This is a genomic window from Xanthomonas sp. NCPPB 1128 (assembly GCF_001043115.1).
Lineage (GTDB): Bacteria > Pseudomonadota > Gammaproteobacteria > Xanthomonadales > Xanthomonadaceae > Xanthomonas_A.
Genome location: NZ_LFME01000001.1, coordinates 297,243 through 324,094 on the forward strand (window position 1 = coordinate 297,243; position 26,852 = coordinate 324,094).

The window sequence follows — 26,852 nt, forward strand, 5'->3', positions numbered from 1 at the left end:
TGGCTCACCATTCGGCGATGCTGCCGTCGGCGTGACGCCAGATGGGGTTGTGCCAGTCGGGTGGGTTGGCGTTGGCATGGCGCAGGCGCTCCTCGTCGATTTCCACGCCGAGGCCCGGTTTGGGCAATGCGGCGATGCTGCCGCCATTGTCGCAGGCGAAGTCGTCCTTGTTGAGCACGTAGTCGAGCAGGTCGGCGCCTTCGTTGTAATGGATGCCGATGCTCTGTTCCTGCAGCACTGCGTTGTGCGAGACGAAATCCACCTGCAGGCAGGCGGCCAGCGCCACGGGGCCGAGCGGGCAGTGCGGCGCCAGGCCGACCTCGTAGGCCTCGGCCATGCTGGCGATCTTCAGGCATTCGGTGATGCCGCCGGCGTGCGAGAGGTCCGGCTGCAGCAGCGACAGGCGGCCGGCCTGCAGCACCGGCTTGAAGTCGAAGCGCGAGAACATGCGCTCGCCGGCCGCCAGCGGGATCGGCGTGGACGCGGCCAGCCGCGGGTAGTACTCGGCCTGCTCGGGCAGAACCGGTTCCTCGACGAACAGCGGCTTGAACGGCTCCAGTTCGCGCAGCAGCACGCGCGCCATCGGCGCGGCGACGCGGCCGTGGAAGTCGATGCCGAAATCGATGGCGGTGCCGAACGCCTCGCGGATCTGCGCCACCTTGGCCACCGCCGCGTCCACCGCGCGCGGGCCGTCGATCAGCTTCATTTCCTCGGTGCCGTTGAACTTGAAGGTGTCGAAGCCGAGGTCGCGGTAGCCCTGGATCTGCGCGATGGTCGCCGCGGGGCGGTCGCCGCCGACCCAGCGATAGGTCTTCATGCGGTCGCGCACACGCCCGCCGAGCAGTTCGTACACCGGCACGCCCAGCGCCTTGCCCTTGATGTCCCACAGCGCCTGGTCGATGCCGGCGATGGCGCTCATCAGGATCGGGCCGCCGCGGTAGAAGCCGCCGCGGTAGAGCATCTGCCAGATGTCGTTGATCCGCGCCGGGTCCTTGCCGATCAGGCTGTCGCCGAGTTCGCGCACCGCGGCCTCGACGCTGCGCGCGCGGCCTTCGATGACCGGCTCGCCCCAGCCGGTGATGCCCTCGTCGGTCTCGACCTTCAGGAACAGCCAGCGCGGCGCGGCGTGGTAGGTGGTGAGGCGGACGATCTTCATGCGCGGTCCAGATAGGCGTGGCGGAAGGCGGCGGCGTGCGCCTGGGTCTGTGCGAGCGACTGGCCGGGGCGGTACAGCTCGCCGCCGATGCCGGCACCGATCGCGCCGGCGGCCAGGTAGTCGTGCAGGGTCTCGGTATTGACGCCGCCGACCACGAACAGCGGCACCTGCGCCGGCAGCACCGCGCGCAGGGCGCGCACGTGGCCAGGCCCGTAGGTGGCGGCGGGGAACAGCTTGAGCATCTGCGCGCCGGCATCCAGCGCGTCGAACGCCTCGGTGGCGGTGGCGAAGCCGGCCACCACCTGCAGGCCGCGCGCGACCGCGTGGCGGATCACCGGCGGACGCGTGTTGGGGGTGACGATGAAGCGCGCGCCGAGATCGGCCAGCGCGTCGACGTCGCCGATCTGCAGTACGGTGCCGCCGCCGATCCAGCAGCGCTGCCCGAATGCCTGCGCGGCCGGGCCGATGCTGTCGGCCCAGCGCGGCGAATTGAGCGGGATCTCGATCGCGTCGTAGCCGGCATCGGCCAGCGCCCCGACGTGCGCCAGCGCGTCCTCGGGGGTTAGGCCGCGCAGGATCGCGATCAGCGGGAGTCGGAACGGGGAAGCGGCGGACATCGGGGTACCTGGCGGGAAGCGGCGGTGAAGGAGACGCGCGGTCAGCACGGTGCCGCGGTGGGGCCGGGCGGCAAGGCCGCGGTCCGCGCCCGCTGCATCGACGCTGGCGCGAACCCGGCTGAATCGGCCTGCCTGCGCAAGCAGGGGCGGTGGCAGCGACGCCAGCAGGGGGCGCGATGGGCAGTAGCCTGCGCGCGTGAGATATGCTCTGCAAATGAAATTTTAGGCATATTCTATTCCGCCGCCGAATAGGCGGCTTCGCTCCCCAGGACGCCTGCCCACGATGAATGCTTCCGCCAATCCCTGGTTCAATGCCGCGCGCCTGAAGACCCGGCATCTGTTGCTGCTGCTGCAGTTGCACGAGCACCGCTCGGTGCTGCGCGCGGCCGAGGCGGCCAGCATGACCCAGCCGGCGGCGTCCAAGCTGCTGGCGGAAATGGAGGACCTGCTGGGCGTGAAGCTGTTCGAGCGCCACGCGCGCGGGGTCGAGCCGACCTGGTACGGGCAGGTGCTGATCCGCCGCGCGCGTGCGGCGATGTCGGAGATCGGCCGCGCCCAGGAAGAGATCGCGGCGCTGTGCGAGGGGCGCATGGGCCAGGTCTCGATCGGCACCGTGGTCAATCCGGGCACCAACCTGGTGCCGCAGGCGATCGCCGAGGTCAAGCGCGAGTTTCCCGGGATCCTGGTGCGGGTGGAGATGGACTACAGCCGGCCATTGGTGGCCAAGCTGCTCGACGGCCAGCTCGACATCGTGATCGGGCGCATCCTCGGCCCCTACGGCGCCGAGGCGCTGGAGTTCGAGCCGCTGGCCGACGAGCCGCATTCGGTGATCGCCCGCGCCGGCCACCCGCTGTCCACCCGCGCCGACCTGCGCCATGCCGACCTGGCCCGCTACGGCTGGGTATTGCCGCCGGCCGACAGCGTGCTGCGCGCGCGCCTGGACGCGATGTTCCTGGAGCATGCGGTGCCGGCGCCGCAGAACGTCATCGAGACCTCGTCGCTGCCGGTGATGACCAGCCTGCTGCGTGGCAGCGACCTGCTGGCCGCACTGCCGGCGGAGGCAGTGGCGCCCTACGTGCAGGCCAAGTTGCTGACGGTGTTGCCGATCACGCTGGGAGTGCGCATGGAATCGTTCGGCATTGTGCGTCGCCGCGATTATCTGCTGCCGCCGGGTGCCGAACGCGTGTTGTTGGCGCTGCGTAACGCCGCAAAGCGGCTGTATCCCGAACGCGCAGCGAGCCTCTGACCCTCGTCGCTGGCGTCCTGGTGCCGCGAATGGACGATTTCGTAGACATGCCGTGGTGCGCGTCCCGCTAGTCGCAACTGGCATAGCTGGGCGTGAAATTTTCATTTGCGTCACGCGAAGTGCATTCCTAGTCTCGGCCGATCGCGGTAACGACCGGCCTGCCGATCCGCGCAGCGGCGCCACCCGATACGGCAACGGCCTCGGCCAGTGCCGTCACAACTCGCAGGACGGCGCCCTGGCGCGACCGTCGCCCGTGTCTGTGTGCATGTCTCCTGGGAGGGAAACAGCATGGCATCGCAGCATCCTCGTGGTCCGGCCAAGCCGACCGCAGCGTCACGTCGTCCCCGCGTTTTGCCGCGTTCCCTCATCGCGCTGAGCATCGGCGTGTTGCTCAGCGCACAGGCGCTGGCGCAGGAGGCGGAACCTGCCGCCAAGCAGCCTGCCGCCAAGAAGGGCGACCCGGTCCAACTCGACGCGATCGAGGTCAAGGGCGTGCGCGCGAGCCTGATCAAGTCGCAGTCGATCAAGCACGACGCCGAGCAGATCGTCGACGCGGTCAGCGCCGAGGACATCGGCGCATTGCCGGACCGCAGCGTCACCGAGACCCTGCAGCGGGTCAGCGGCGTGACCATCGATCACTTCATGGCGCGCAACGATCCGGACCACTTCTCGGCCGAAGGCAGCGGGGTGATGATCCGCGGCATGACCCAGGTGCGCGGCGAACTCAACGGCCGCGACAGCTTCAGTGCCGCCAGCGGGCGCGGTCTCAGCTTCGAGGATGTGCCGGCCGAACTGATGGCCGGGGTGGACGTGTACAAGAATCCTTCAGCGGAGATCATCGAGGGCGGCCTCGGCGGCACGGTCAACCTGCGCACGCGCATGCCGTTCGACCAGCCCGGTCGGGTGATCGGCGCCACCGCCGACGTCAACTACGGCGATCTGAGCAAGACCTACAAGCCGTCGGGCTCGTTCCTGTTCAGCGATCGCTGGAACACCGGGCTGGGCGAAATGGGCTTCATGCTCGATGTCGCGCACTCGGAACTATCCACGCGCAGCGACGGTATCCAGGTGGAACCGTTCGTGCGCCGCACCGATCCCGCATTGCTGGCGGGCACCCGCTTCGACAAGGTCTACGTGCCCGGTGGCGTCAACTGGCGCCAGCTGGAATTCGAACGCAAACGCAAGGGCGTGGCGGCCGCCTTCCAGTGGCGACCCAGCGACGCCACCGACCTCTACGTGCAATACCTGCGCTCGTCCTACGACATGAACTGGCAGGAGCGCGCGGCGTTCTTCAACGACGACACCAACGCGATCGCGCCGGCGCCCGGCACCACCTTCACCTACGACGACGCAGGCCGCTTCGTCAGCGGTTCGCCGGCGTCGAGTTCCTGGCGCGGCAACGTCACCGGCAACGACGGCGTGCGTTTCTACACCGACAACCGTTACGCCCGGCAGAGCACCACCACCTCGGATCTGTCCGGCGGCTTCACCCATCGCCTGACCGACCGGCTGACCGTGCGCGGCGACATGCAACTGGTGCAGTCGCAGAGCGACACGTTGGACTTCACCCTGTTCAGCTCGATCTATCTGCCGGGGCTGACCTTCGATCTCAGCGGCAAGTACCCGGCGGTGACCCTCGCCGACCCCAGCTACACCGCCGACCCCTCCAACTATTTCTGGAGCGCGGCCATGGATCACCTGGCGAAGAACCGTGGTCGCGAACTGGCCACGCGCTTCGACCTGGAGTACAGCTACGACGACAACCCGTGGCTGCGCACGTTCCGTGCCGGCATCCGCGCCACCGACCGCACCCAGACCAACAAGAACTCCGGCTACAACTGGGGCGTGATCAGCGACAACTGGGCCACCATCCCCGGCACCGCCACCGGCCTGGCCGACCTGGCCAGCTACATGACCGCGTCCTCGTCGCTGTATTCCTTTTCGAACCTGCTGCGCGGCAATGCGCGCGTGCCCAACAACCTGTATTTCCCGCGCAACAGCACCGTCAAGGACTACACCGGCACCTCGGCGCTGATCGAGCAGATCGTCGCGCTGCGCGGCTGGGGCTGGGCACCAGACCAGTATCAGTTGCAGGACACCAACCGCCAGTTCGAGCGCACCCAGGCGGCCTACATGGTGATGTACTTCGGCAACGACGAGGCGCTGGGGGTGCCGGTGGACGGCAACATCGGCGTGCGCGTGGTACAGACCAGGACCGAGGCCTCCGGCTATGGCCAGTATCCGAACCTGTCCGGCACCTCGGCCTCGGACGCGCTCAAGGCGCAGTACTACGGGCAGTACTTCCCGAACAACGCGCAGGGCAGCTACACCGACGTGCTGCCGAGCCTGAACCTGCGCTTCAAGTTCTCCGATGCGCTGCAGTTGCGCCTGGCCGCCTCCAAGGCGATGGCGCGGCCGGACTACACTCAACTGCAGCCGTACCTGTTGTTGACCGCGACCGTCAACGACGACGGCTCGTTGAAGGACTGGACAGGCACCGCCGGCAATCCCAATCTCAAGCCGATGAAGGCCGACCAGTACGACGCGGCGCTGGAGTGGTACTTCGACAGCAGCGACATGATGTATGTGACGCTGTTCTACAAGAGCGTCAAGGACTACTTCTCCAACCAGACCGTCACCGAGAACTACAACGGCCAGGATTTCCTGGTGACGCGCCCGTACAACATGGACAAGGGCCGCATCCGCGGCTTCGAGTACGGTTACACCCAGTTCTTCGATTCGCTGCCGGGCTGGATGAGCGGCTTCGGGGTCAATGCCAACTTCACCTTCGTCGACAGCAGCGGCGGCGTGAACACGGCCACCGATCCCTACACCAAGACCACCGTCACCGGCGTGGCGCTGCCGCTGGAAGGCCTGTCGCGGCGCAGCTACAACCTCGCCGGCATCTACGAGAAGGGGCCGCTGTCGGTGCGCCTGGCCTACAACTGGCGCTCGCGCTACCTGCTGACCGCCAGCGACGTGTCGACCAAGCTGCCGACCTGGTCGGACGACTACGGCCAGCTCGACGGCTCGGTGTTCTACCGCTTCACGCCGCACCTGCAGTTGGGCGTGCAGGCCAACAACATCACCAATTCGCTCACCAAGGTGCTGATGGGGCCGACCTCGTACAGCGACGGTGAGGTCGACCGCCGTCTGTACACGCGCAGTTGGTTCGTCAACGATCGCCGCTATTCGCTGGTGTTGCGCGCCACCTGGTAAGCGCTACGCAGCATCCGGTGCGCGGTTTGCCTGCTCGATGCCGGCCGCCGCCGGCCCTTCCCCGATGCAGGATCCACGCATGGCCGTCCCCTTGCTCCGCACCGTTCGCCGCCTTGCCTTGCTGGCCTTGGCCGCCGCGTCATGGCCGGCGGCCGCCGCACTGGAACTGCCCTTGCTGGTCGCCGACGGCGCGGTGCTGCAGCGCGATGCGCCGATTCCGGTGTGGGGCTGGGCGACGCCCGGCGCACGTATCCAGGTGCGCCTGGACGGCGCCAGTGCCAGCACGGTCGCTGGCGCCGATGGTCGCTGGCAACTGCAGTTGCCGGCGCATGCGGCCGGCGGCCCGTACGTGCTGGAGGTGCAGGGCGACGGCAGCCAGCGCCGCATCGGCGACGTGCTGATCGGCGACGTGTGGTTGGCCAGTGGCCAGTCCAACATGGAGTGGCCGCTGGCGCAGGCGCGCGACGGCGCGCGCGAAGTGGCGGCGGCGACGGATCCGCAACTGCGCAACTTCAAGGTACCCAAGGCCTGGGCGGCGCAGCCGCAGCCGCGGCTGCCCGGCGGTAGCTGGGTCGCGGCGACGCCGGCCACTGCCGGCGCGTTTTCGGCGGTGGCGTACTTCTTCGCCCGCGACCTGCGCCAGCATACCGGGGTGCCGATCGGCATCATCGACAGCAGCTGGGGTGGCAGCGCGATCGAAGCCTGGATGGACGCGGCCTCGCCCGGCGTGGACACGGCGCAGGTGCGCACGCGCATCGCACAGATGCAGGCCAAGGACGCAAAGGAGCTTGGCGAGACCAAGCGACGCCTGGCGCGCTGGCCGCAGGTCACGGATGCACAGACGGACACGACTTGGGCCGCCGCCGATCTGGACGACCGCGACTGGGACCGCCAGCCGCTGCCGGGGCTGTGGGAGCAGCACGGCTACGTCGGCATGGACGGCGTCGCCTGGTACCGCACCACCTTCACTTTGAGCGCGGCCGAAGCCAAGGCCGGCGCCGTCGTAGGCATCGGCCCGGCCGACGATGCCGACACCACCTACGTCAACGGCGTGGAGGTCGGCCATACCGAAGGACGCTACACCGAGCCGCGCCGCTATCGCGTGCCGCCGACGGCGCTGCGTGCCGGCATCAACCATGTCGCGATCCGGATCCTGGACACGGGCGGCTTCGGCGGCATTCCCGGCGATGCGTCGGCGTTCTTCGTGCAGCCGGACGGCGGCCAGCCGCGTTCGCTGGCCGGCGACTGGCAGTTCCGGCCGGGCAAGGTGACGCTGGCCGCCAACGACGACAAGAACCAGATCCCGACGCTGCTGTACAACGCGATGATCCATCCGCTGCAGCCGTTCCCGGTCAAGGGCGTGATCTGGTACCAGGGCGAGAGCAACGCCTACCCCTATGGCGCGCTGCGCTACCGCGAGCAGTTCGCGGCGATGATCAGGCGATGGCGGCAGGAGCGCGGACAGCCGCAACTGCCGTTCCTGTGGGTGCAGCTGGCCAACTGGAAGGCCGGCAACGACCAGGGCGACCTGAGCCCGTGGGCGCAACTGCGCGAATCGCAGACCAGGACGCTGGCGCTGCCGGCGACCGGACAGGCGGTGACCATCGACATCGGCATGCCGGACAACATCCATCCCACCAACAAGCAGGACGTGGGGCATCGCCTGGCGCTGGTCGCGCGGCACGTGGCCTACGGCGAAACGCTGGTCTACAGCGCGCCGGTGTTCGCGCGCGCCACGTTCGCCGATGGCCAGGCACGCGCGATGTTCGACATGATGGGCAGCGCGCTGGCGGTGCGTGGCGGCGGCAGCGTGGTGCGCGGCTTCGCCCTGGCCGGTGCCGATCGTCGCTTCCATCCGGCGCAGGCGCGCATCGAGGGCGACCAGGTGGTGGTCCGCAGCGACGCGGTGCCGCAGCCGCAGGCACTGCGCTACGCCTGGAGCGAGAACCCCGAGGACGCCAACCTGGTCAACCGCGAGCAGTTGCCGGTGGGCCCGTTCCGCACCGACAGCTGGTGAGGCAGGCTGCGCGCCGCATGCGAGGCACTGAATCGCAGCCGTGCGGCGCGCGTTGTGGATGGTGGCTGCCGATCCTGCTGTCGCTGCTGCTGGCGGCCTGCCAGGCCGCGCCGGATGTACCGCCGTCCCATGCGCGCGCTGCCGGCACCGCTGCGCCATCGGCGCCAGCGCCGATCCCGCGCCTGGTCAGCAGCGACGGCCGCCACGCGCTGCTGGTCGACGGTGCGCCGTTCCTGATCCTCGGCGCGCAGGTCAACAATTCCAGCAACTATCCGGCAGCGCTGGCGCAGGTGTGGCCGGCAATCCGCGCGCTGGGGCCGAATACGGTGCAGGTACCGATCGCCTGGGAGCAGGTGGAGCCGGAGGAGGGGCGTTTCGATTTCTCCTTCGTCGACACGCTGTTGGCGCAGGCGCGCACGCAGCGGGTGCGGCTGGTGCTGCTGTGGTTCGGCACCTGGAAGAACAACGGCCCCAACTACGCGCCGCACTGGGTCAAGACCGACGACGCGCGCTTCCCGCGCGTGGTCACGCACGATGGACGACGCCTGGGCTCGCTGTCGCCGCTGGCCCCGGCCACGCTCGAGGCCGATCGCAAGGCCTTCGTCGCCTTCATGCGGCATCTGCGCCAGGCCGATCCGCAGCGCACGGTGATCATGGTGCAGGCGGAGAACGAGCCGGGCACCTACGGCAGCGCGCGCGACTTTTCGCCGATGGCGCAGCGCGTGTTCGATGGCCCGGTGCCGCAGGTGCTGCTGCAGCGGCTCGGCAAGCCGCCGGGCAGCTGGGCGCAGGTGTTCGGCGCCGATGCCGACGAGATCTTTCATGCCTGGCACATCGCGCGCTTCATCGACCGCGTCGCCGAGGCCGGCAAGGCCGCGTATCCGTTGCCGGTTTACGTCAACGCGGCGTTGCGCGGCCCGTTCAATCCCGGCCAGCCCGGGCAGTACGCCAGCGGCGGCCCCACCGACAACGTGCTGGACGTGTGGAAGGCGGCGGCGCCGCACATCGATCTGCTGGCGCCGGACATCTACATGCCCGAGTACCCGCTGTACACCACGGTGCTGCAGCGCTACGCGCGGGCGGACAACGCGCTGTTCGTCGCCGAGACCGGCAACCGCCCCGAGTACGCACGTTATCTGTATCCGGCGCTGGGCCACGACGGCATCGGCTGGTCGACCTTCGGCATCGATTACAGCGGCTACTCCAATTATCCGCTCGGCGCCAAGCGCGTGGACGCGCAGGCGCTGGCGCCGTTCACGCTGGGTTACCGCGCGGTGGGCATGGGCATGCGCGTGTTCGCCCGGGCCGCGGCCGCGGGCAAATTGCACGGTACCGCCGAGGCGCCGGGTCAGGCGGTGCAGGAGCTGCCGCTCAACGCGCGTTGGAGCGCCACCGTCACCTACGGCGTGCCGCAGTTCTGGTTCCAGGGCGAGCCGCCAGGTAACGCCACGCCGATCGGCGCGGCGCTGATCGCCGAACTCGGGCCGGACACCTTTCTGATCACCGCCCAGCACGCGCGGGTGACCCTGCATCCGGCCAGCGCGGCCACCGCCAACATGCTCTACGACCGGGTCGAGGAGGGCGTGTACGAGGGCGAGCAGTGGCGGTTCCGGCGCAACTGGAACGGCGATCAGACCGATTACGGGCTCAACTTCTCCGACGTGCCGCAGTTGCTGCGGGTCACGCTGGCGACCTACTGACGCCGGGCGGCGCCTGCGGCGCCGTCTTGCGCGACCCTCCAAGGAGTGACCATGCACAACGCGAACCTTCATCTGCCACCGTCGTTGCCGCGCCTGCTGGCGCTGGCGTTGTGCGTGGCCACCGCGTCCGCCGCAGCGCAGGAGGTGACCCGCGATGCCGACGGCGTCACCGTGCATCCCAGCGCCAAGGGCGCAGCGCCGGTGCGACTGCAGGTGATCGACCGCGGCATCGTCCGGGTCAGCGCCGATCCGACCGGCGCGTTCCAGCGCACGCCCAGCCTGATGCGGGTGCCGGTGCAGGGCGAGACCGGCTTTACGCTGGAGCAACACGGCCAGACGGTGCAGCTCAAGACCGCCCGGATGACCGCGCAGGTCTCCACCGTCGACGGCCATGTCGGCTTCACCGATGCGCAGGGCACGCACTTGCTGGCGGAAGTGGCGGGCGGGCGCAGCTTCGTGCCGCTGCAGGTCGAGGGGCGCAATTATCTGAGTGTGCGCCAGCGTTTCGTCTCGCCGCCCGACGAGGCCTTCTACGGATTCGGGCAGCACCAGCAGGGCTGGATGAACCAGAAGGGCCGCGACATCGAGCTGCTGCAGAGCAACCTGGACATGGCGGTGCCGTACCTGGTGTCCAGCCGCAACTACGGCATCCTCTGGGACAACAACGCGATCACCCGCTTCGGCGATCCGCGCGGGCTGCAGCCGCTGCCGGCGACGCTGCGCCTGTACGACGCGCAAGGCAGGCCGGGCGCGCTCACCGCGCACTACGCGATCGACGGCAAGCCGGTGCTGGAGCGCCGCGAGCCTGACATCGACTACCAGTACATCAAGGACCTGGCGAAGTTTCCTGCTGCCGCCAAGCCCGGCGACAAGCGCCGCATGCAGGTGCGCTGGGAAGGCCAGATCGAGGCCGAGCGTGGCGGCACGCACACCTTCTCGCTCTACGCCAGCGAATACGCCCGGCTGTGGGTCGACGGCAAGCTGCTCGTCGACCGCTGGCGGCAGAACTGGAACCCCTGGCACCACGAGTTCGCGCTGCAGCTGCAGCCCGGCCAGCGGCATACCCTCAAGGTCGAGTGGGACCTGATCGATCCCAGCTACATCGCGCTGCTGCATCGCGACCCGCTGCCGGCGGCCGAGGCCGGCGACCTGTCGCTGTGGTCCGAAGCCGGGCAGATGATCGACTACTACGTCGTTGCCGGCGACAACGCCGACCAGGTCATCGCCGGCTACCGTACGCTTACCGGCAAGGCCGTGTTGCTGCCGAAGTGGGCCTACGGCTTCTGGCAGAGCCGCGAGCGCTACAAGACCCAGGACGAACTGCTCGGCGCGCTGGCCGAGTACCGCCGGCGGCAACTGCCGATCGACAACATCGTGCTCGACTGGTCGTACTGGCCGGAGAACGCCTGGGGCTCGCACGCGTTCGATCGCGAGCGCTTTCCCGACCCGGACGGCATGGTCAAGGCGGTGCACGACAGCCACGCGCAGCTGATGATCTCGGTCTGGCCGAAGTTCTATTCGGCCACCGCCCACTACAAGGAGCTGGACGCGGCCGGACACATCTACCGGCGCAACGTCGAGGTGGGCGAACTGGACTGGATCGGCAAGGGCTACACCAACGCGTTCTACGACCCGTATGCGGCCGACGCGCAGGCGATCTACTGGCGGCAGATCGACGAGACGCTCAACCGCAAGGGCATCGATGCCTGGTGGCTGGACGCCGACGAGCCCGACGTGCATTCCAACCTGGACATCGCCGAGCGCAAGGCGCGCACCACCCCGACCGCGCTGGGGCCGTCCACCGAGTTCTTCAATGCCTATCCGTTGCCGCACACCCACGGCGTCTACGCCGGCGATCGCGCCGCCGATGGCAAGCGCGTGTTCATCCTCTCGCGCAAGGGTTACGCCGGCATCCAGCGCAACGCCGTGGCGGTGTGGAGCGGCGACATCGCCTCGCGCTGGGAGGACATGCGCGAGCAGATCTCCGCCGGCGTCAACCTGTCGATGTCGGGCCTGCCGAACTGGACCTTCGACATCGGCGGCTTCGCCGTGGAGAAGCGCTACGAAAGCCAGGATCCTGCGCATCTGCCCGAGTGGCGCGAACTCAACACGCGCTGGTTCCAGTTCGGCGCCTTCGTGCCGCTGTTCCGCTCGCACGGCCAGTTCCCGTACCGCGAGATCTGGAACATCGCGCCGGAAGGCACGCCGTACTACGCCAGCATGGCCTACTACAGCCGCCTGCGCTACGCGCTGCTGCCCTACATCTACACGCTCGCCGGCGACACCTATCATCACGACGGGGTGATGATGCGCGGCCTGCCGATGGACTTCCCGCACGACCCGAAGGTCGCCGACATCGACGACGAGTATCTGTTCGGCCCGGCGTTCCTGGTGGCGCCGGTGACCCGCTTCGGTGCGACCTCGCGCAAGGTGTACCTGCCGGCCGGTACCGACTGGATCGACTTCAACAGCGGCGCGCGCCACGCAGGCGGCCAGACCATCGACGCCGCCGCACCGCTGCAGCGCATGCCGCTGTTCGTGCGCGCCGGCGCCATCGTGCCGATGACCCGCGTGCAGCAGTACGTCGACCAGATCCCGGACGCACCGCTGACCGTGGTGGTCTATACCGGTGCCGACGGCCGCTTCTCGCTGTACGAGGACGACGGCACCGGCTACGGCTACGAAAAGGGCGAGTTCAGTCGCATCCCGCTGCAATGGGACCAGGCCAGGGGCGTGCTGCGCATCGGTGCGCGCGAAGGCCGCTGGCCGGGCATGCAGGAACGGCGCACTATCCACGTGCGCTTCGTCGATGGTCCGCGCGACGATGCCGGTGCGCTGGAGCCCAAGGCCGATGCCACGGTGGACTACCGCGGTGAGGGCGTCGATGTGCCGCATGTCAGCGCCGGGCGCGCCGGTGTGGCCGGCGCCGGATGAGTGTGGCGCGAGGCCAGCGAAGCGACGGCCATCGTCCTTGCGCCGCCATCATCGCGGCGGGCTGCATGCACGCGCGTCGTCCGCATGGAGAGGCAGACGCGGCAGCAGCGTGTGCTCCTATATCTGCTGCAGCGCATCAAGACGGTGCCGTGTGTAGACATATCCTGCGCAGAGTCGAGACCGCGCCATTCGCCATCGTGTCGCGCATGCGACGCGCCATCACGGCATGCAGTGACATCCATTGGCTCGATCGGTGTCCTGCTTCTGCATGCGTTGACCGCGAATTGGCTGCAGGACAGCCGGATGCACGGCGTGCGTGCGCCATCGCGCGAGCCGCGCTGGCAGGGCGGGGGCACTCGGCGTCATCATGCGCCGCTGCGTGATGCGTGCGGTGCGCACTACACTCGGCGTCACGGCGGGTGGCCCCCGCACGCCGGCCTTTCTCCTGGAGCGATGATGGACGTGGGTGTGTGCAAGATGTGGCAGGTGCGGCAATGAGTCTGTACATCGGTCTGGACGTGGGCACGCAGAGCGTCAAGCTGCTCGCCTACGATGCCGACAGCCGGCAGGTGGTGGCCACCCACGGTCATGCGCTGGAACTGATCAGCCGCGACGACGGCACCCGCGAGCAGCAGGCGCAGTGGTGGATCGACGGCATCGTCGCCTGCTTCGCCGCGCTGAGCGCCGCGCAGCGGGCGCAGGTGCGGGCCATCGCGGTGTCCGGGCAGCAGCACGGCTTCGTGCCGCTGGACGCGCACGGCCAGGTCACCGCGCCGGTCAAGCTGTGGTGCGACACCAGCACCCAGCGCGAGTGCGAGGAGATCATGGATGCGGTCGGCGGCGCGCAGCGCTGCGTGGCGCTGGCCGGCAATCCGATCCTGGCCGGCTACACCGCCTCCAAGCTGCCGTGGACGCGCAAGCATCGCCCAGAGGCGTACGCCGCGATGACCTCGGTGCTGCTGCCGCACGACTACGTCAATTTCTGGCTCACCGGCGAGCGCTACGCCGAGGTCGGCGACGCGTCCGGCAGCGGCTGGCTGGACGTGCGCACGCGGCAGTGGTCGGCGCCGCTGCTGCAGGCGATCGATCCGCAGCGCGACCTGGCCGCGGCGCTGCCGCCGCTGGTGCCGACCGAAACCAGTTTCGTCCTCTCCGCCGCCGCGGCGCAGACGCTCGGCCTGCCGCGCGAGGTGCGCGTGGCCACCGGCGGCGGCGACAACATGACGGCGGCGATCGGCACCGGCAATGTGGTGCCCGGACGCCTGAGCATGAGCCTGGGCACCTCCGGCACGCTGTTCGCCTACGCGGAGCGGCCGGTGGTGGACCCCGACGCACGCTGGGCCGCGTTCTGCTCCTCCAGCGGCGGCTGGCTGCCGCTGATCTGCACCATGAACTGCACGGTCGCCACCGAGACCATCGCGCGCCTGTTCGGCATCAAGACCGGGCAGGGCGAAGCATTGCTCGCCGCCACCGAGCCCGGTGCCGACGGACTGGTGCTGCTGCCGTTCTTCAACGGCGAACGCACCCCGAACCTGCCGGCAGCGCGTGGCTGCCTGACCGGCATGGACCTGCACAACACCACGCCGGCGCATTTCTATCGCGCGGCGATGGAGGGCGCCAGCTACAGCCTGCGCAACGGCTTCGACGCGTTCGTCGATGCCGGCCTGCAGTTCGATGCGATCTCCCTCACCGGCGGCGGCAGCAACAGCGCCGGCTGGCGCCAGCTCATCGCCGACTTGTTCGAGCTGCCGGTGCACGTGCCGGCGCAACCGGAGGGCGCGGCGTTCGGCGCCGCGCTGCAGGCGCTGTGGGCCGACGGCTGGGCGCAGGGCGAGCGCGCGAGCCTGGCCGAGGTGGTGCTGCAGCACCAGCAGGACGACCCGGCACGGTCCGCGCAGCCGGACGCGCAGCGTGGCGCGCAGTACCGGGCGCACTACCAGACCTTCCAGCGGCATCTGCAGGCCATCGGCCCGCTGTACGCCGCGTGATTTCCTTTCCCCCGCAACGCACCAGGACTTCGTGATGAGCACTTCCGTCTACACCGGCGCCAAGGACTACTTTCCGGGCATCGGTCGCATTCCGTTCGAAGGCAAGGCCTCGGACAATCCGCTGGCGTTCAAGGTCTACGACGCCGGCAAGCGCATCGGCGACAAGACCATGGCCGAGCACCTGCGCTTCGCCGTGGCCTACTGGCACAGCTTCTGCGGCAACGGCGCCGATCCGTTCGGCCCGGGTACCCGCGCCTATCCCTGGGACGCCGGCAGCGACGCGCTGGGCCGGGCCGAGGCCAAGGCCGATGCGGCATTCGAGTTCTTCACCAAGCTCGGCGTGCCGTACTACTGCTTCCACGACGTGGACCTGGCGCCGGACGCCGAGGACGTGGGCCAGTACGAAAACAATCTCAAGCACATGGTCGGCATCGCCAGGCAGCGCCAGGCCGACACGGGCGTCAAACTGCTGTGGGGCACCGCCAACCTGTTCTCGCACCCGCGCTACATGAACGGCGCGGCGACCAACCCGGACTTCGACGTGGTCGCGCGCGCGGCGGTGCAGGTCAAGGCCGCGCTGGAGGCGACGGTGGAACTGGGCGGGGAGAACTACGTGTTCTGGGGCGGCCGCGAAGGCTACGCCTGCCTGCACAACACGCAGATGCGGCGCGAGCAGGAGCACCTGGCGCGGTTTTTGACCCTGGCCCGCGACTACGGTCGCAGCATCGGCTTCAAGGGCAATTTCCTGATCGAGCCCAAGCCGATGGAGCCGATGAAGCACCAGTACGACTTCGACAGCGCCACCGTGGTCGGCTTCCTGCGCCAGCATGGGCTGGACCAGGACTTCAAGCTCAACATCGAGGCCAACCACGCCACGCTGTCCGGGCACAGCTTCGAGCACGACCTGCAGGTGGCCAGCGACGCCGGCCTGCTCGGCAGCATCGACGCCAACCGCGGCAATCCGCAGAACGGCTGGGACACCGACCAGTTCCCGGTCGACCTGTACGACACGGTCGGCGCGATGCTGGTGGTGCTGCGGCAGGGCGGGCTGGCCCCGGGCGGGCTCAACTTCGACGCCAAGGTGCGCCGCGAGTCGTCCGATCCGCAGGACCTGTTCATCGCCCACATCGGCGGCATGGACGCGTTCGCGCGCGGCCTGGAAGTCGCGCACGCGTTGCTCACGACGTCGCCGCTGGAGCAATGGCGCCGCGAGCGCTACGCCAGCTTCGACGGCGGCGCCGGTGCGGCCTTCGCCGCCGGCAAGAGCACGCTGGCCGACCTCGCCGCGCACGCCGCGCAGGCCGGCGAGCCGACCCAGCGCAGCGGCCGCCAGGAAGCCTACGAGAACCTGATCAACCAGTACCTGCTGCGCTGAACCGGTGCGCGGCGGCGGCCCGGTGCCGCCGCCGCGCACGCGTCTTCCCGCGCGCCAGCCGTCTCCTCTTGCACGCCACCAGGTGAACCCATGTCCAGTGTTCCGATCGATCGCCACGCCGACGCCGGCGAGAACACCCGCCTCATCATCCTGATCAGCTGCGTCGCCACCATCGGCGGCTTCCTGTTCGGCTTCGACAGCGGCGTCATCAACGGCACCGTCGATGGCCTCAAGGCGGCCTTCCAGTCCAGTTCCGCCGGCACCGGCTTCGAGGTCGCCTCGATGTTGCTGGGCTGTGCGGTCGGCGCGTTCCTGGCCGGCTCGCTGGCCGACCGCTGGGGGCGGCGCACGGTGCTGATCGTCTCGGCAGCGCTGTTCCTGCTGTCGGCGCTGGGCGCCGGCGCGGCGCACAACTCGGCGGTGTTCGTGCTGGCGCGGATGATGGGCGGTTTCGCGGTGGGCGCGGCCAGCGTGATGTCGCCGGCCTACATCGCCGAGGTCGCTTCGGCGCGCTACCGCGGGCGCCTGGCCACGGTGCAGCAGATCGCCATCATCGGCGGGCTGTTCTGCGCCTTCCTCAGCAACTACCTGCTGGCCAAGGCCGCCGGCGCCTCCACCGAGGCGTTGTGGCTGGGCCAGCCGGCCTGGCGCTGGATGTTCTGGATGCAGGCGTTGCCGTCCACGGCGTTCCTGCTGCTGTTGCTGGCGATTCCGGAAAGCCCGCGCTTCCTGGTGGTGAAGGGACGCCGCGAACAGGCGCTGGCGGTGCTGACCCGGCTGTACGGCGCCGGTGCCGCGCAGACCAAGCTGACCGAGATCTCCGGGTCGCTGTCGGCCGACCAGCACAAGCCGCGGTTGTCGGACCTGGTCAGCAAGGTCACCGGCAAGATCCGTCCGATCGTGTGGATCGGCATCGGCCTGGCCACCTTCCAGCAACTGGTGGGCATCAACGTGGTGTTCTACTACGGCGCGGTGCTGTGGCAGGCGGTCGGCTTCGCCGAGAGCGATGCGTTGTTGATCAACGTGCTGTCCGGCGCGTTGAGCATCGGCGCCTGCCTGGTCACGGTGGTGCTGATCGACCGGATCGGGCGCAAGCCGCTGCTGTGGATCGGCTCGGCCGGCATGGCGGTGTCGCTGGCGCTGGTCACCCTCGCGTTCGCCAGCGCCTCGCTGGATGCGGCGGGCAAGCTCGCGCTGTCGCCGGGCATGGGCCGGCTGGCGCTGATCGCCGCCAACGTCTACGTGGTCTTCTTCAACATGTCCTGGGGCCCGGTGATGTGGGTGATGCTGGGCGAGATGTTCCCCAACCAGATCCGCGGTTCCGGGCTGGCGGTGGCCGGTGCGGCGCAGTGGATGTCCAACTTCGCCATCACCGTGACGTTCCCGATCCTGCTCGGCAGCATCGGCCTGGCCGGCGCCTACGGCATCTACACCGTGGCCGCGTTCCTGTCGGTGTTCTTCGTGCTGCGCTACGTGTACGAGACCAAGGGCAAGGAACTGGAGCAGATGCAGGGCTGAGGCGAAGGCCGGCGCGCACGCGGCGCGCCGGCATCGTCAAAGCTGCGCGTCGTGCGCGTCGCGTCCGGCTCAGTGCGTCTGCAGGTAGCGGCTGAAGGCGAGCATGTCCACGCTGCCCCAGCCGGACGCATAGTCCCAACCGGGACCGGCGCGGTAGCCGTCGCGATACAGGCCGTTGTCGCCTAGCAGCACGTCGTACGTATTGCCCGCGGTCCTGGCATAGGCATACAGGGCTGGGCCGACGAAGCCGACCCGGTTGCCGTTGGCCTGCAGCACGCGGGCGAGCAGGCCGGCGAAGGTCGGCGCCGCCGCGCTGGTGCCGTAGACGTAGCCGCTGACCTCGGTGCCGATGGTGCTGCCGGTCTGCAGGATGTAGGCGCTGCTGTCGCCGGAGCCGTTGAAGCTGACGTCGGGCACCGCGCGGTAGCCGTTGCCGAGCATGCTCGGGATCGCGCTCTGCTGCCAGCTGGGCGCGGCGTACATCTTGCTGAGCCCGCCCTGGGTGATGCCGTGGCCGCGGTGCGCGTTCCAGACCACTTCCTCGCCGTAGGTGGTGGGCGCGCCGGCCGGCGTGCGCAATTCGGTCGCGCCGACGGCGATCACGTATGGGCTCGAGGCGGGGAAGGCGACTTCGCGCTGTTCCGGATGGGCGCTCAGGTCGGGATAGTACGGCGCGTTGGCATTGGCGCTCAGCGGCAGGTAGACCCCGTCGTCGCCGCTGCAGAACACGAAGTTCTGGCCGTTGCTCACCGCCTGGTTCAGCGCCGCATTGGCCGCCTGCAGGGTATCCCGGTACACCTGCGCTTCCGATCCGTAGATCGAGACGCTGATCACCCGCGCCAGGTTGTCGTCGGCCGCCCGCTGCATGCCGTCGATGATGCTCTTCCATGAAAAGTCGGGAATGTCGTAGATGATCAGTGTCTTCAGGCCGCCGGACGTGCCGAGCAGCAACTGCGTGTCCATGTCCCACTCGACGTCGGCCGAGGGATCGTTGGTCGGCCGGTAGCCGGGCGAGGCCGGATCGGCGGTCTGCACCACGCGCACCATCGTGTGCAGGTTGTGCTGCGCCTGGAAGCTGGCCAGGTGCCGCAGGGTCTCGCCCATGTTGCCGACCGCGATGATCGCCGCGGTGGTGTTGGTGGCGGCCGGCAGACTGGCGGCGTCGTACAGCACCGGCAGGTCTTCCACCCGGTGCATCACGGCGACCAGGTCCGGCGTGGCCTGCGCCGTCGCCTGGGGCGAGGCGATGGCCTGCGCTGCCTGACGGGTGACGATCTGTGGCGCCGCTGCGCTGCGCACGGTGTCCAGGCCGAGCACGCCGGCCACGCTGCCGGCCAGTGCCGCCGGCACCTTGGCCGCGCCCTCGTTGACGTAGTAGCGGCGGCCATTCTCGCTGTAGCTGCGGATCGCCGTGTCGAACGCGGCCTGGATCGCGGCGACGCTGGCCCGGGCCCGCAGCAGGGTGCCGTTGCCGGCCACGCGCACGTCGCCGATGCCCTTGCCGAGCAGGTAGTCCTGGACCCGGCGCAGGGCGGCGGCGTTCGGCTGGGCCAGGGCCTTGGCCCGGGCCTGCAGCGCCGGATCGGCGGAGGACTGGGCGGTCAGCGCCGCGGTGGCCTGCTGCAGCGCGGCCGGATCGGCCGGGCGCAGCACGATGCTGATGTCCAGGGTGGCGTCCAGCGGCGCCGGGCTCAGCGCTTGCTCGGGGCGGGCGAGGGCGCGGCCCGCGGCGACCTGGCTGGCGGTATCGGTGGCGACCCAGCCTGCCGCGGGCGCGGCGTGGGCGGTGGTGACGAGTGCGGCACACAGGGCGCCGGTGAGCAGGGCGGTACGGAACCTCGGGTGGGACATGGCATCACTCGCTGCGGGGGAAGGGGAAAGGCGTCAAGTGGACACGGACGGAAGCCGAATGGTTCAGCCCGTTGCAACGTTGTCTACGGCACGGCCGGGGCATGAGCGTGCCGAGAGTGACGCACGCCGCCGCGATGGTTCGATGTGTTACTTTATAACAATTGCGATGCCTTCCCGCTGTCCTTCCTTCGTTCCGTTGCCCAGCCGATGAACCTGCCATCCCCCCCGCCGTTGCCCGATGTCGCCGCCGATGAACCCTCGCAGATCGCCGCCCCGCTGAATTGGGTCGGCATGGACGGCATCGCGTTGCCGATCTGCCTGGAGGTGGGCGAGGGCGGGAATGCGGCGCATGTGCCGGCGCAGGCCGCGCTCGCCGTGGACCTGCCGTCGGCGCAGGTCAAGGGTATTCATATGTCGCGGCTGTACCGCCTCCTCGACGAGTGTGCGCAGCAGCCGCTGTCGCCGTCGCGGCTGTCGCAGTTGCTGCGGGCGATGGTGCACAGCCATGCCGATTGCGCCTCGACCGCGGCGCGGGTGTCGCTGCGCCTGGAGCTGCTGCGTCGCCGCCCGGCGTTGCGCAGCCCGGGGCTGGCCGGATGGCGGGCGTATCCGCTGCGGATCGACGCCGAACTGCGCGGCGGCGTGGTCCGGCTCGGGCTCGGCGTGGATGTGCTGTATTCCTCGACCTGTCCGTGTTCGGCAGCATTGGCGCGGCAGCTGCTCAGCGAGGCCTTCGTGCAGCAGCATGCGGACCAGGTCTCGGTCCCGCGCGAGGCGGTCGCGGACTGGCTGCTCCAGCACGGCAGTCACGCCACCCCGCATAGCCAGCGCAGCGTGGCCTCGGTCCGGGTCGGCGTGTCGGCGCGCGCGGTGCGCTTCGACGCGGAGGGCGTGATCGCGCTGGCCGAGCAGGCCCTGGCCACGCCGGTGCAGGCGGCGGTGCGGCGTGCCGACGAACAGGCCTTCGCGCGTCGCAATGGCGAGAACCTGATGTACGTGGAAGACGCCGCGCGGCGTCTGCAGCAGGCGCTGGGCGCGCGCTACGCCGACGTACAGGTGCAGGTACGGCATCTGGAAAGCCTGCATGCGCACGATGCGGTGGCAGAGACCGCGTCGGCGCCGGTGGCCGTCGCCGCCGGCGAGGCTGGCGACTGACGCCGTGCGGGCCAGGCGACGACCCACCCGGCCGGTGCGTTGACCTGCGTCGACCGGTCGCGTCGCGCGCCGGTTGCATGATTGCGCTGGCCGATGCCCGAATCGGCCCGTTCGCGGGCGACTCGGCGCCTGCGCTCCCCGGGTGAGGCGCGCAGACGCCGACCCCAGAACGCAAAAAACCCCGCCAAGGCGGGGTTTTTGCTGTGTCGCGCTGCAGGCGAGGCGAGGATGGCGCTCCCTAGGGGACTCGAACCCCTGTTTTAGCCTTGAGAGGGCCACGTCCTAACCACTAGACGAAGGGAGCGTTGGTCGCGTCGATTGCAGCGCGCTAGTATATGGGTCTCGCCGCCCTTCGGCAATCCCGCAACCCGATACGGAAGCGCCATCATCAATCCGCCAGTTCCATCGCCATTCACCCTGCGCGCGATCCCGCGCGATCAGCACCCCATCTCGCGCAAGGACATCAGCCCCAACGCCCTGCGCGTGCTGTACCGGCTGCGCGAGGCCGGCTTCGGCGCCTACCTGGTCGGCGGCGCGGTCCGCGACCTGCTGGTCCAGGTGCAGCCCAAGGACTTCGACGTCGCCACCGACGCCACCCCCGAGCAGGTCAAGCAACTGTTCCGCAACTGCCGCCTGATCGGCCGCCGCTTCCGCCTGGCGCACGTGGTCTACGGCCGCGAGATCATCGAGGTCGCCACCTTCCGCGCCAATGTCGACGACGGCAGCGGCGACCGCGAGGTGGACAACGGCCGCCTGGTCCGCGACAACGTCTACGGCAGCATCGAGGACGATGCGGTGCGCCGCGACTTCACCTGCAACGCCTTGTACTACGCCATCGAGGACTTCTCGGTGCGCGACTACACCGGCGGCTTCGAGGACGTGCAGGCACGGCTGATGAAGCTGATCGGCGACCCGGAGCAGCGCTACCGCGAGGATCCGGTGCGCATGCTGCGCGCGGTGCGCCTGGCGGCCAAGCTCGGCTTCGAGATCGAGGCCGGCACCGCCGAGCCGATCCCGCGCCTGGCCGGGTTGCTGGCCGAGGCCGCGCCGGCGCAGCAGTTCGAGGAAGTGCTCAAGCTGTTCCTGTCCGGCCATGGCGTGGCCAGCTTCGAGGGGCTGGAGCGGCACGGTCTGCTCGCCGCGCTGTTCCCGGAAAGCGCGGCGGCGCTGCGCTCCAACCGCAGCGGCGCGCTGCGGCGGATGCTGATCGAAGGCCTGCGCAACACCGACAATCGCGTCGCCAACGACGAGCCGGTGTCGCCGGCGTTCCTGTTCGCGCTGTTGCTGTGGCCGGCCTACTGCCGCGCGCTGATGACCCTGCAGAAGCAGGGCATGCAGATGGAGGAGGCGCAACGCCGCGCCGCCGACCGGGTGACCCTGCACCAATTGAGCACCGTGGCGCTGCCGCGGCGCTTCTCGCTGCCGATGCAGGAGATCTGGCTGCTGCAGTCGCGCTTCACCTCGCGCCAGCGCAAGCGGGTGATGCGCACGCTGTCGCATCCGCGCTTCCGCGCCGCGTTCGATTTCCTGATCGTGCGCCAGTCGGCCTCGGACGAGCATGCGGCCGACATCGCCTACTGGCGCGAGCTGCAGCAGCAGCCCGGCTACGCACCGCCGCCGCGCGGCTTCGATCCGGAGGTGGACTACGCCGGCGACGAGCTGGCGTTCGCGCCGCCGGCCGACAGCGAAGAGACCCCCAAGCGCCGCCGGCGCCGGCGCCGCCGTCCGGACGCCACCGCGCCCGTCGAGTGAGTGCCGTGGTGGAGACGCCGGTCCAGGCCTGCATCGGCCTGGGTGGCAACCTCGGCGATGCCGCGGCGACCCTACGCGCGGCCCTGGCCGCGCTCGACACCCTGCCGCAGACCTGCCTGCTGCGGGCCTCGCAGCTGTACCGCAGCCCGGCCTGGGGCCGCGAGGACCAGCCCGACTTCATCAACGCCGCGGCGCTGGTGACCACCACGCTGCCGGCGCCGGCGCTGCTGCAGGCGCTGCTGGACCTGGAACACCGCCACGGCCGCCAGCGCCAGCCCGGCGAACGCTGGGGCCCCCGCACCCTGGACCTGGACCTGCTGCTGTACGCCGAGGCGGTGATCGATCTGCCCGGGCTGCTGCAGGTGCCGCATCCGTTCCTGCACGTGCGCGCCTTCGTGCTGCTGCCGCTGGTCGAGATCGCCGCGGACGCGGTCATTCCGGGACATGGAACGGTGCGTGACGTACGCGACCGCATCGAAACCGGCGGGATCGCACCAATCGGTAGATAATGCTCGGCTCATTACCGCAGCACATGAGCTTATGAGCAGTCACGCCGACAGCAAGCCCTGGACCGTTCCCGCCCTGGCCGAGGCCAAGCGCCGCCAGCAGAAGCTGGTGATGCTGACCGCCTACGACGCCGGCTTCGCGCGGACCTTCGACGCCAACGGCGTGGACCTGATCCTGATCGGCGATTCGCTGGGCATGGTGGTGCAGGGCCACGATTCGACCCTGCCGGTGACCGTGGACGACATCGCCTACCACACCGCCGCGGTGGCGCGGGTGCTGCAGCGCGCGCTGCTGGTGGCCGACCTGCCGTTCCAGTCCGATGCCACCCCCGAGCGCGCGCTGGACGCGTCGACCCGGCTGCTGCAGGCCGGTGCGGAGATGGTCAAGCTGGAGGGCGCCGGGCACAAGCTGGAGGTGATCCGCTTCCTCAGCGAACGCGACATCCCGGTGTGCTCGCACCTGGGCCTGACCCCGCAGTCGGTGCTGACCTTCGGCGGCTACAAGATCCAGGGCCGCGAAGAGGCCGCCGCGGCCAGGCTGCTCGCCGACGCCAAGGCGGTCGCCGCGGCCGGCGCCGCGCTGCTGGTGCTGGAGTGCGTGCCGTCGCCGCTGGCCGCGCGGATCACCGCCGAGATCGACATCCCCACCATCGGCATCGGTGCCGGCCCCGGTTGCGACGGCCAGGTGCTGGTGATGCACGACTTCCTCGGCCTGGACAGCGGCCATCGCCGCCCGCGCTTCGTCAAGGATTTCCTGGCCGAAGGCGGCTCCATCGCCGGTGCCGCTCGCGCCTACGCCGACGCGGTGCGCGCCGGCACCTTCCCCGACGCCGAACACGCCTACGCCAAATGATCGAGACCATCACCGACCTGGCGCGACTGCGCGCCACCGTCTCCGGCTGGAAGCGGCAGGGCCTGCGCGTGGCCTTCGTGCCGACCATGGGCAACCTGCATGCCGGACATTTCTCGCTGGTGATGCTGGCGCGGCAGTACGCCGACCGCGTGGTCTCCAGCGTGTTCGTCAATCCGACGCAGTTCGGCCCGAACGAGGATTTCACCCGCTACCCGCGCACCCCGGAAGCCGACACCAGCGGCCTGGAAGGCGCCGGCTGCGACGTGCTGTGGCTGCCGACGGTGGAAAGCATGTATCCGCTGGGCGTGGAACTGGCGCTGCGCATGCACACCCCGGGCGTCAGCGAGGTGCTGGAAGGCGCCTGCCGGCCGGGCCATTTCGACGGCGTGTGCACCGTGGTCGCGCGCCTGTTCAACCAGGTGCAGCCGGACCTGGCCGCGATCGGCAAGAAGGACTACCAGCAGCTGGCGGTGATCCGGCAGATGGTGGCCGACCTGGCGTTCCCGATCGAGATCCTGGGCGGCGGCATCGTGCGCGAGGCCGACGGCCTGGCGATGAGTTCGCGCAACCAGTATCTGTCGGCGGAGGAGCGGCCGCGTGCCGCGCACATCCACCGCACCTTGCTGGCGATGCGCGAGGCGCACCTGGCCGGGCGCCCGCGTGCGCAGGTGGAGGCGGCGGCGACCGCGCAGTTGCAGGACGCCGGCTTCGAGGTCGACTACAGCGTGCTGCGCACGCCAGACCTGAGCGAGCCGCAGGACGGCAACGGCCCGCGTGTGGCGTTGATCGCCGCGCGCCTGGGCCGCACCCGGCTGATCGACAACCTGGAATTCTGAGGGCGGTCGCCTGATCCCGTCGTAGCAGCGGCTTTAGCCGCGACCGGGCCTTCATCGGTCAGGCCCGGTCGCGGCTAAAGCCGCTCCTACGACGCTTACGGCGGGCGCCGCCTGCCACCGCCGTTTCACCGCCCGGCTGCTAAACTGCACGTCTTTCCTGACCGCAGTCCCGTGCCATGCAACTGAGCCTGTTGAAGACCAAGATCCACCGCGCCACCGTCACCCATTCCGAGCTGAACTACGAAGGCTCGATCGCCATCGACGGGCTGCTGCTGGACGCGACCGGCATCCGCGAGTTCGAGCAGGTACACATCTGGGACGTCACCAACGGCGCGCGCTTCAGTACCTACGCGATCCGCGCCGACGAAGGCAGCGGCATCATCTCGCTCAACGGCGGCGCCGCGCGCCACGTGCAGGTCGGCGACCTGATCATCATCGCCGCCTTCGCCGGCATGAGCGAAGAGGAAGCCGCGCGCTTCCAGCCGACCCTGGTCTACGTGGACGGCAACAACACGATCACCCACACCAACCACAGCATCCCAAAGCAGGCCGCATGACACAGTCCACCGGTTTCGACGCACTGCATTCCCACGCCCAGCGCTTGCGCGGGGCGCGCCTTCCCGACCTGCTGGCGGCCGAACCCGGCCGTGCCGAGACGTTGGCGCTGCAGGTCGGACCGCTGTACTTCAATTTCGCCCGGCAGAAGTACGACCGCGCCGCGCTCGACGCGCTGCTCGCGCTGGCCGCCGAACACGACCTGGCCGGCGCCTTCCAGCGCCTGTTCCGCGGCGAGACGGTCAACGTCACCGAAGGCCGCGCCGCATTGCACACCGCGCTGCGCGGCGACCTCACCGGCGCGCCGGTGGCCAGCCAGGCCCATGCCAGCGCGCGCGAGGTGCAGCAGCGCATGCGCGCGCTGATCGACGCCTTGGCGCAGACCGAGGTCACCGACATCGTCAGCGTCGGCATCGGCGGCTCCGATCTCGGCCCGCGCCTGGTCGCCGACGCGCTGCGTCCGGTCGCCGGCGCGCGCTTCCGCGTGCACTTCGTCTCCAACGTGGACGGCGCGGCGATGCAGCGCACCCTGGCCACGCTGGACCCGGCGCGTACCGCCGGCGTGCTGATCTCCAAGACCTTCGGTACCCAGGAAACCCTGCTCAACGGCCAGATCCTGCGCGACTGGCTGGGCGGCAGCGAGCGCCTGTACGCGGTCAGCGCCAACCCCGAGCGCGCCGCCAAGGCCTTCGACATCGCCGCCGGCCGCGTGCTGCCGATGTGGGACTGGGTGGGCGGCCGCTATTCGCTGTGGTCGGCGGTGGGCTTCCCGATCGCCCTGGCGATCGGTGCCGATGCCTTCGAGCAATTGCTGGAGGGCGCCGCACAGTTCGACGACCACGCCCTGAACGCGCCGCTAGAGCGCAACGTGTCCATGCTGCATGGCCTGACCACGCTGTGGAACCGCAACCTGCTCGGCTACGCCACGCAGGCGGTGATGACCTACGACCAGCGCCTGGCGCTGCTGCCGGCCTACCTGCAGCAGTTGGTGATGGAGAGCCTGGGCAAGCGCGTGCGCCTGGACGGCAGCCCGGTCGAGGCCGACACCGTGCCGGTGTGGTGGGGCGGCGCCGGCACCGACGTGCAGCACAGCTTCTTCCAGGCGCTGCACCAGGGCACCAGCATCGTGCCGGCCGACTTCATCGGCTGCATCCGCAACGACGATCCGTACACCGTCAACCACCAGGCACTGCTGGCCAACCTGCTGGCGCAGACCGAGGCGCTGGCGAACGGGCAGGGCAGCGACGATCCGGCCCGCGACTACCCGGGCGGCCGCCCGAGCACGCTGATCCTGCTCGACGCGCTGACCCCGCAGGCGCTGGGCGCGCTCATCGCGATGTACGAGCACAGCGTGTACGTGCAGTCGGTGGTCTGGGGCATCAACGCCTTCGACCAGTTCGGCGTCGAACTGGGCAAGCAGTTGGCCAGCCAGTTGCTGCCGGCGCTGCAGGGCCAGTCCACCGAGGTCGCCGATCCGGTGACGCGCGCGGTGCTGGCGCGGTTGCAGGGCTGAGCGATAAAGCATCCGATCGCGCGAGCCCGAGCGGCTCGCGCGATCGGTCATCACGCTGCAT

General features: G+C 69.6%; 18 protein-coding genes and 1 tRNA gene. 15 read left to right on the forward strand and 4 right to left on the reverse strand.

Annotated elements, in window-relative coordinates; translation table 11 throughout:
* Positions 1-4: 4 nt before the first annotated feature.
* Positions 5-1,156 (reverse strand): galactonate dehydratase, encoded by a 1,152-nt coding sequence (gene dgoD, locus ACP93_RS01205; RefSeq protein ID WP_048489029.1) that lies wholly within the window; start codon positions 1,154-1,156, stop codon positions 5-7.
* Positions 1,153-1,773 (reverse strand): 2-dehydro-3-deoxy-6-phosphogalactonate aldolase, encoded by a 621-nt coding sequence (locus tag ACP93_RS01210; RefSeq protein ID WP_048489030.1) that lies wholly within the window; start codon positions 1,771-1,773, stop codon positions 1,153-1,155. Before ACP93_RS01210 ends, dgoD begins: the two co-directional genes overlap by 4 nt.
* A gap of 283 nt (positions 1,774-2,056) precedes the next feature.
* On the opposite strand from ACP93_RS01210, the gene ACP93_RS01215 reads away from it, so the two are divergent.
* From ACP93_RS01215 to ACP93_RS01250, 8 genes are all read left to right on the forward strand, one after another.
* Positions 2,057-3,019, forward strand: coding sequence for a LysR substrate-binding domain-containing protein (locus tag ACP93_RS01215; protein ID WP_010343903.1), 963 nt, complete (start codon positions 2,057-2,059; stop codon positions 3,017-3,019).
* Between the two features lie 288 nt (positions 3,020-3,307).
* Positions 3,308-6,238 carry a TonB-dependent receptor gene (locus ACP93_RS01220; RefSeq protein WP_048489031.1) on the forward strand — a complete coding sequence of 977 codons (2,931 nt, stop codon included), beginning with the start codon at positions 3,308-3,310 and terminating at the stop codon, positions 6,236-6,238.
* A gap of 79 nt (positions 6,239-6,317) precedes the next feature.
* Positions 6,318-8,255, forward strand: coding sequence for a sialate O-acetylesterase (locus ACP93_RS01225; RefSeq protein WP_048489148.1), 1,938 nt, complete (start codon positions 6,318-6,320; stop codon positions 8,253-8,255).
* 17 nt (positions 8,256-8,272) lie between these two features.
* Positions 8,273-9,955 (forward strand): DUF5597 domain-containing protein, encoded by a 1,683-nt coding sequence (locus ACP93_RS01230; RefSeq protein ID WP_048489032.1) that lies wholly within the window; start codon positions 8,273-8,275, stop codon positions 9,953-9,955.
* 51 nt (positions 9,956-10,006) lie between these two features.
* Entirely contained in the window at positions 10,007-12,889 is a 2,883-nt protein-coding gene (locus ACP93_RS01235) for a TIM-barrel domain-containing protein (RefSeq protein ID WP_048489033.1), read from the forward strand.
* A 494-nt stretch (positions 12,890-13,383) separates the two neighbouring features.
* Positions 13,384-14,877, forward strand: a complete 1,494-nt coding sequence (xylB, locus tag ACP93_RS01240; protein ID WP_048489034.1) for a xylulokinase — start codon at positions 13,384-13,386, stop codon at positions 14,875-14,877.
* A 34-nt stretch (positions 14,878-14,911) separates the two neighbouring features.
* The gene (xylA, locus tag ACP93_RS01245; protein ID WP_048489035.1) at positions 14,912-16,252 is read left to right on the forward strand and encodes a xylose isomerase; all 1,341 of its coding nucleotides are present in this window, start codon (positions 14,912-14,914) and stop codon (positions 16,250-16,252) included.
* A 90-nt stretch (positions 16,253-16,342) separates the two neighbouring features.
* Entirely contained in the window at positions 16,343-17,770 is a 1,428-nt protein-coding gene (locus ACP93_RS01250; RefSeq protein WP_048489036.1) for a sugar porter family MFS transporter, read from the forward strand.
* A 69-nt stretch (positions 17,771-17,839) separates the two neighbouring features.
* On the opposite strand, the gene ACP93_RS01255 is transcribed toward ACP93_RS01250, so the two are convergent.
* Positions 17,840-19,621, reverse strand: a complete 1,782-nt coding sequence (locus ACP93_RS01255) for a S53 family peptidase (protein WP_053069640.1) — start codon at positions 19,619-19,621, stop codon at positions 17,840-17,842.
* A gap of 207 nt (positions 19,622-19,828) precedes the next feature.
* Between ACP93_RS01255 and folE2 the strand changes: the two genes are divergently transcribed.
* Positions 19,829-20,776 (forward strand): GTP cyclohydrolase FolE2, encoded by a 948-nt coding sequence (gene folE2 / locus ACP93_RS01260; protein WP_048489037.1) that lies wholly within the window; start codon positions 19,829-19,831, stop codon positions 20,774-20,776.
* 229 nt (positions 20,777-21,005) lie between these two features.
* Here folE2 and ACP93_RS01265 read toward each other — a convergent pair.
* Positions 21,006-21,080, reverse strand: a tRNA-Glu gene (locus ACP93_RS01265).
* Between the two features lie 29 nt (positions 21,081-21,109).
* Here ACP93_RS01265 and pcnB point away from each other — a divergent pair.
* The 6 genes from pcnB (at position 21,110) to pgi (ending at position 26,791) form a co-directional block, all read left to right on the forward strand.
* A complete protein-coding gene (gene pcnB, locus ACP93_RS01270; RefSeq protein ID WP_048489150.1) occupies positions 21,110-22,528 on the forward strand; it encodes a polynucleotide adenylyltransferase PcnB in 1,419 nt (472 codons plus the stop codon).
* Between the two features lie 8 nt (positions 22,529-22,536).
* Complete coding sequence (folK, locus tag ACP93_RS01275) at positions 22,537-23,037, forward strand: 2-amino-4-hydroxy-6-hydroxymethyldihydropteridine diphosphokinase (protein ID WP_204243618.1); 501 nt, start codon at positions 22,537-22,539, stop codon at positions 23,035-23,037.
* 31 nt (positions 23,038-23,068) lie between these two features.
* Positions 23,069-23,887 carry a 3-methyl-2-oxobutanoate hydroxymethyltransferase gene (panB, locus tag ACP93_RS01280; RefSeq protein ID WP_048489039.1) on the forward strand — a complete coding sequence of 273 codons (819 nt, stop codon included), beginning with the start codon at positions 23,069-23,071 and terminating at the stop codon, positions 23,885-23,887.
* Complete coding sequence (gene panC / locus ACP93_RS01285; RefSeq protein ID WP_048489040.1) at positions 23,884-24,723, forward strand: pantoate--beta-alanine ligase; 840 nt, start codon at positions 23,884-23,886, stop codon at positions 24,721-24,723. The genes panB and panC overlap by 4 nt, the downstream gene beginning before the upstream one ends.
* 176 nt (positions 24,724-24,899) lie before the next feature.
* Entirely contained in the window at positions 24,900-25,280 is a 381-nt protein-coding gene (gene panD, locus ACP93_RS01290; RefSeq protein ID WP_048489041.1) for an aspartate 1-decarboxylase, read from the forward strand.
* On the forward strand, positions 25,277-26,791 hold the full coding sequence (pgi, locus tag ACP93_RS01295) for a glucose-6-phosphate isomerase (RefSeq protein ID WP_048489042.1): 1,515 nt from the start codon (positions 25,277-25,279) through the stop codon (positions 26,789-26,791). Before panD ends, pgi begins: the two co-directional genes overlap by 4 nt.
* Positions 26,792-26,852: the final 61 nt, after the last annotated feature.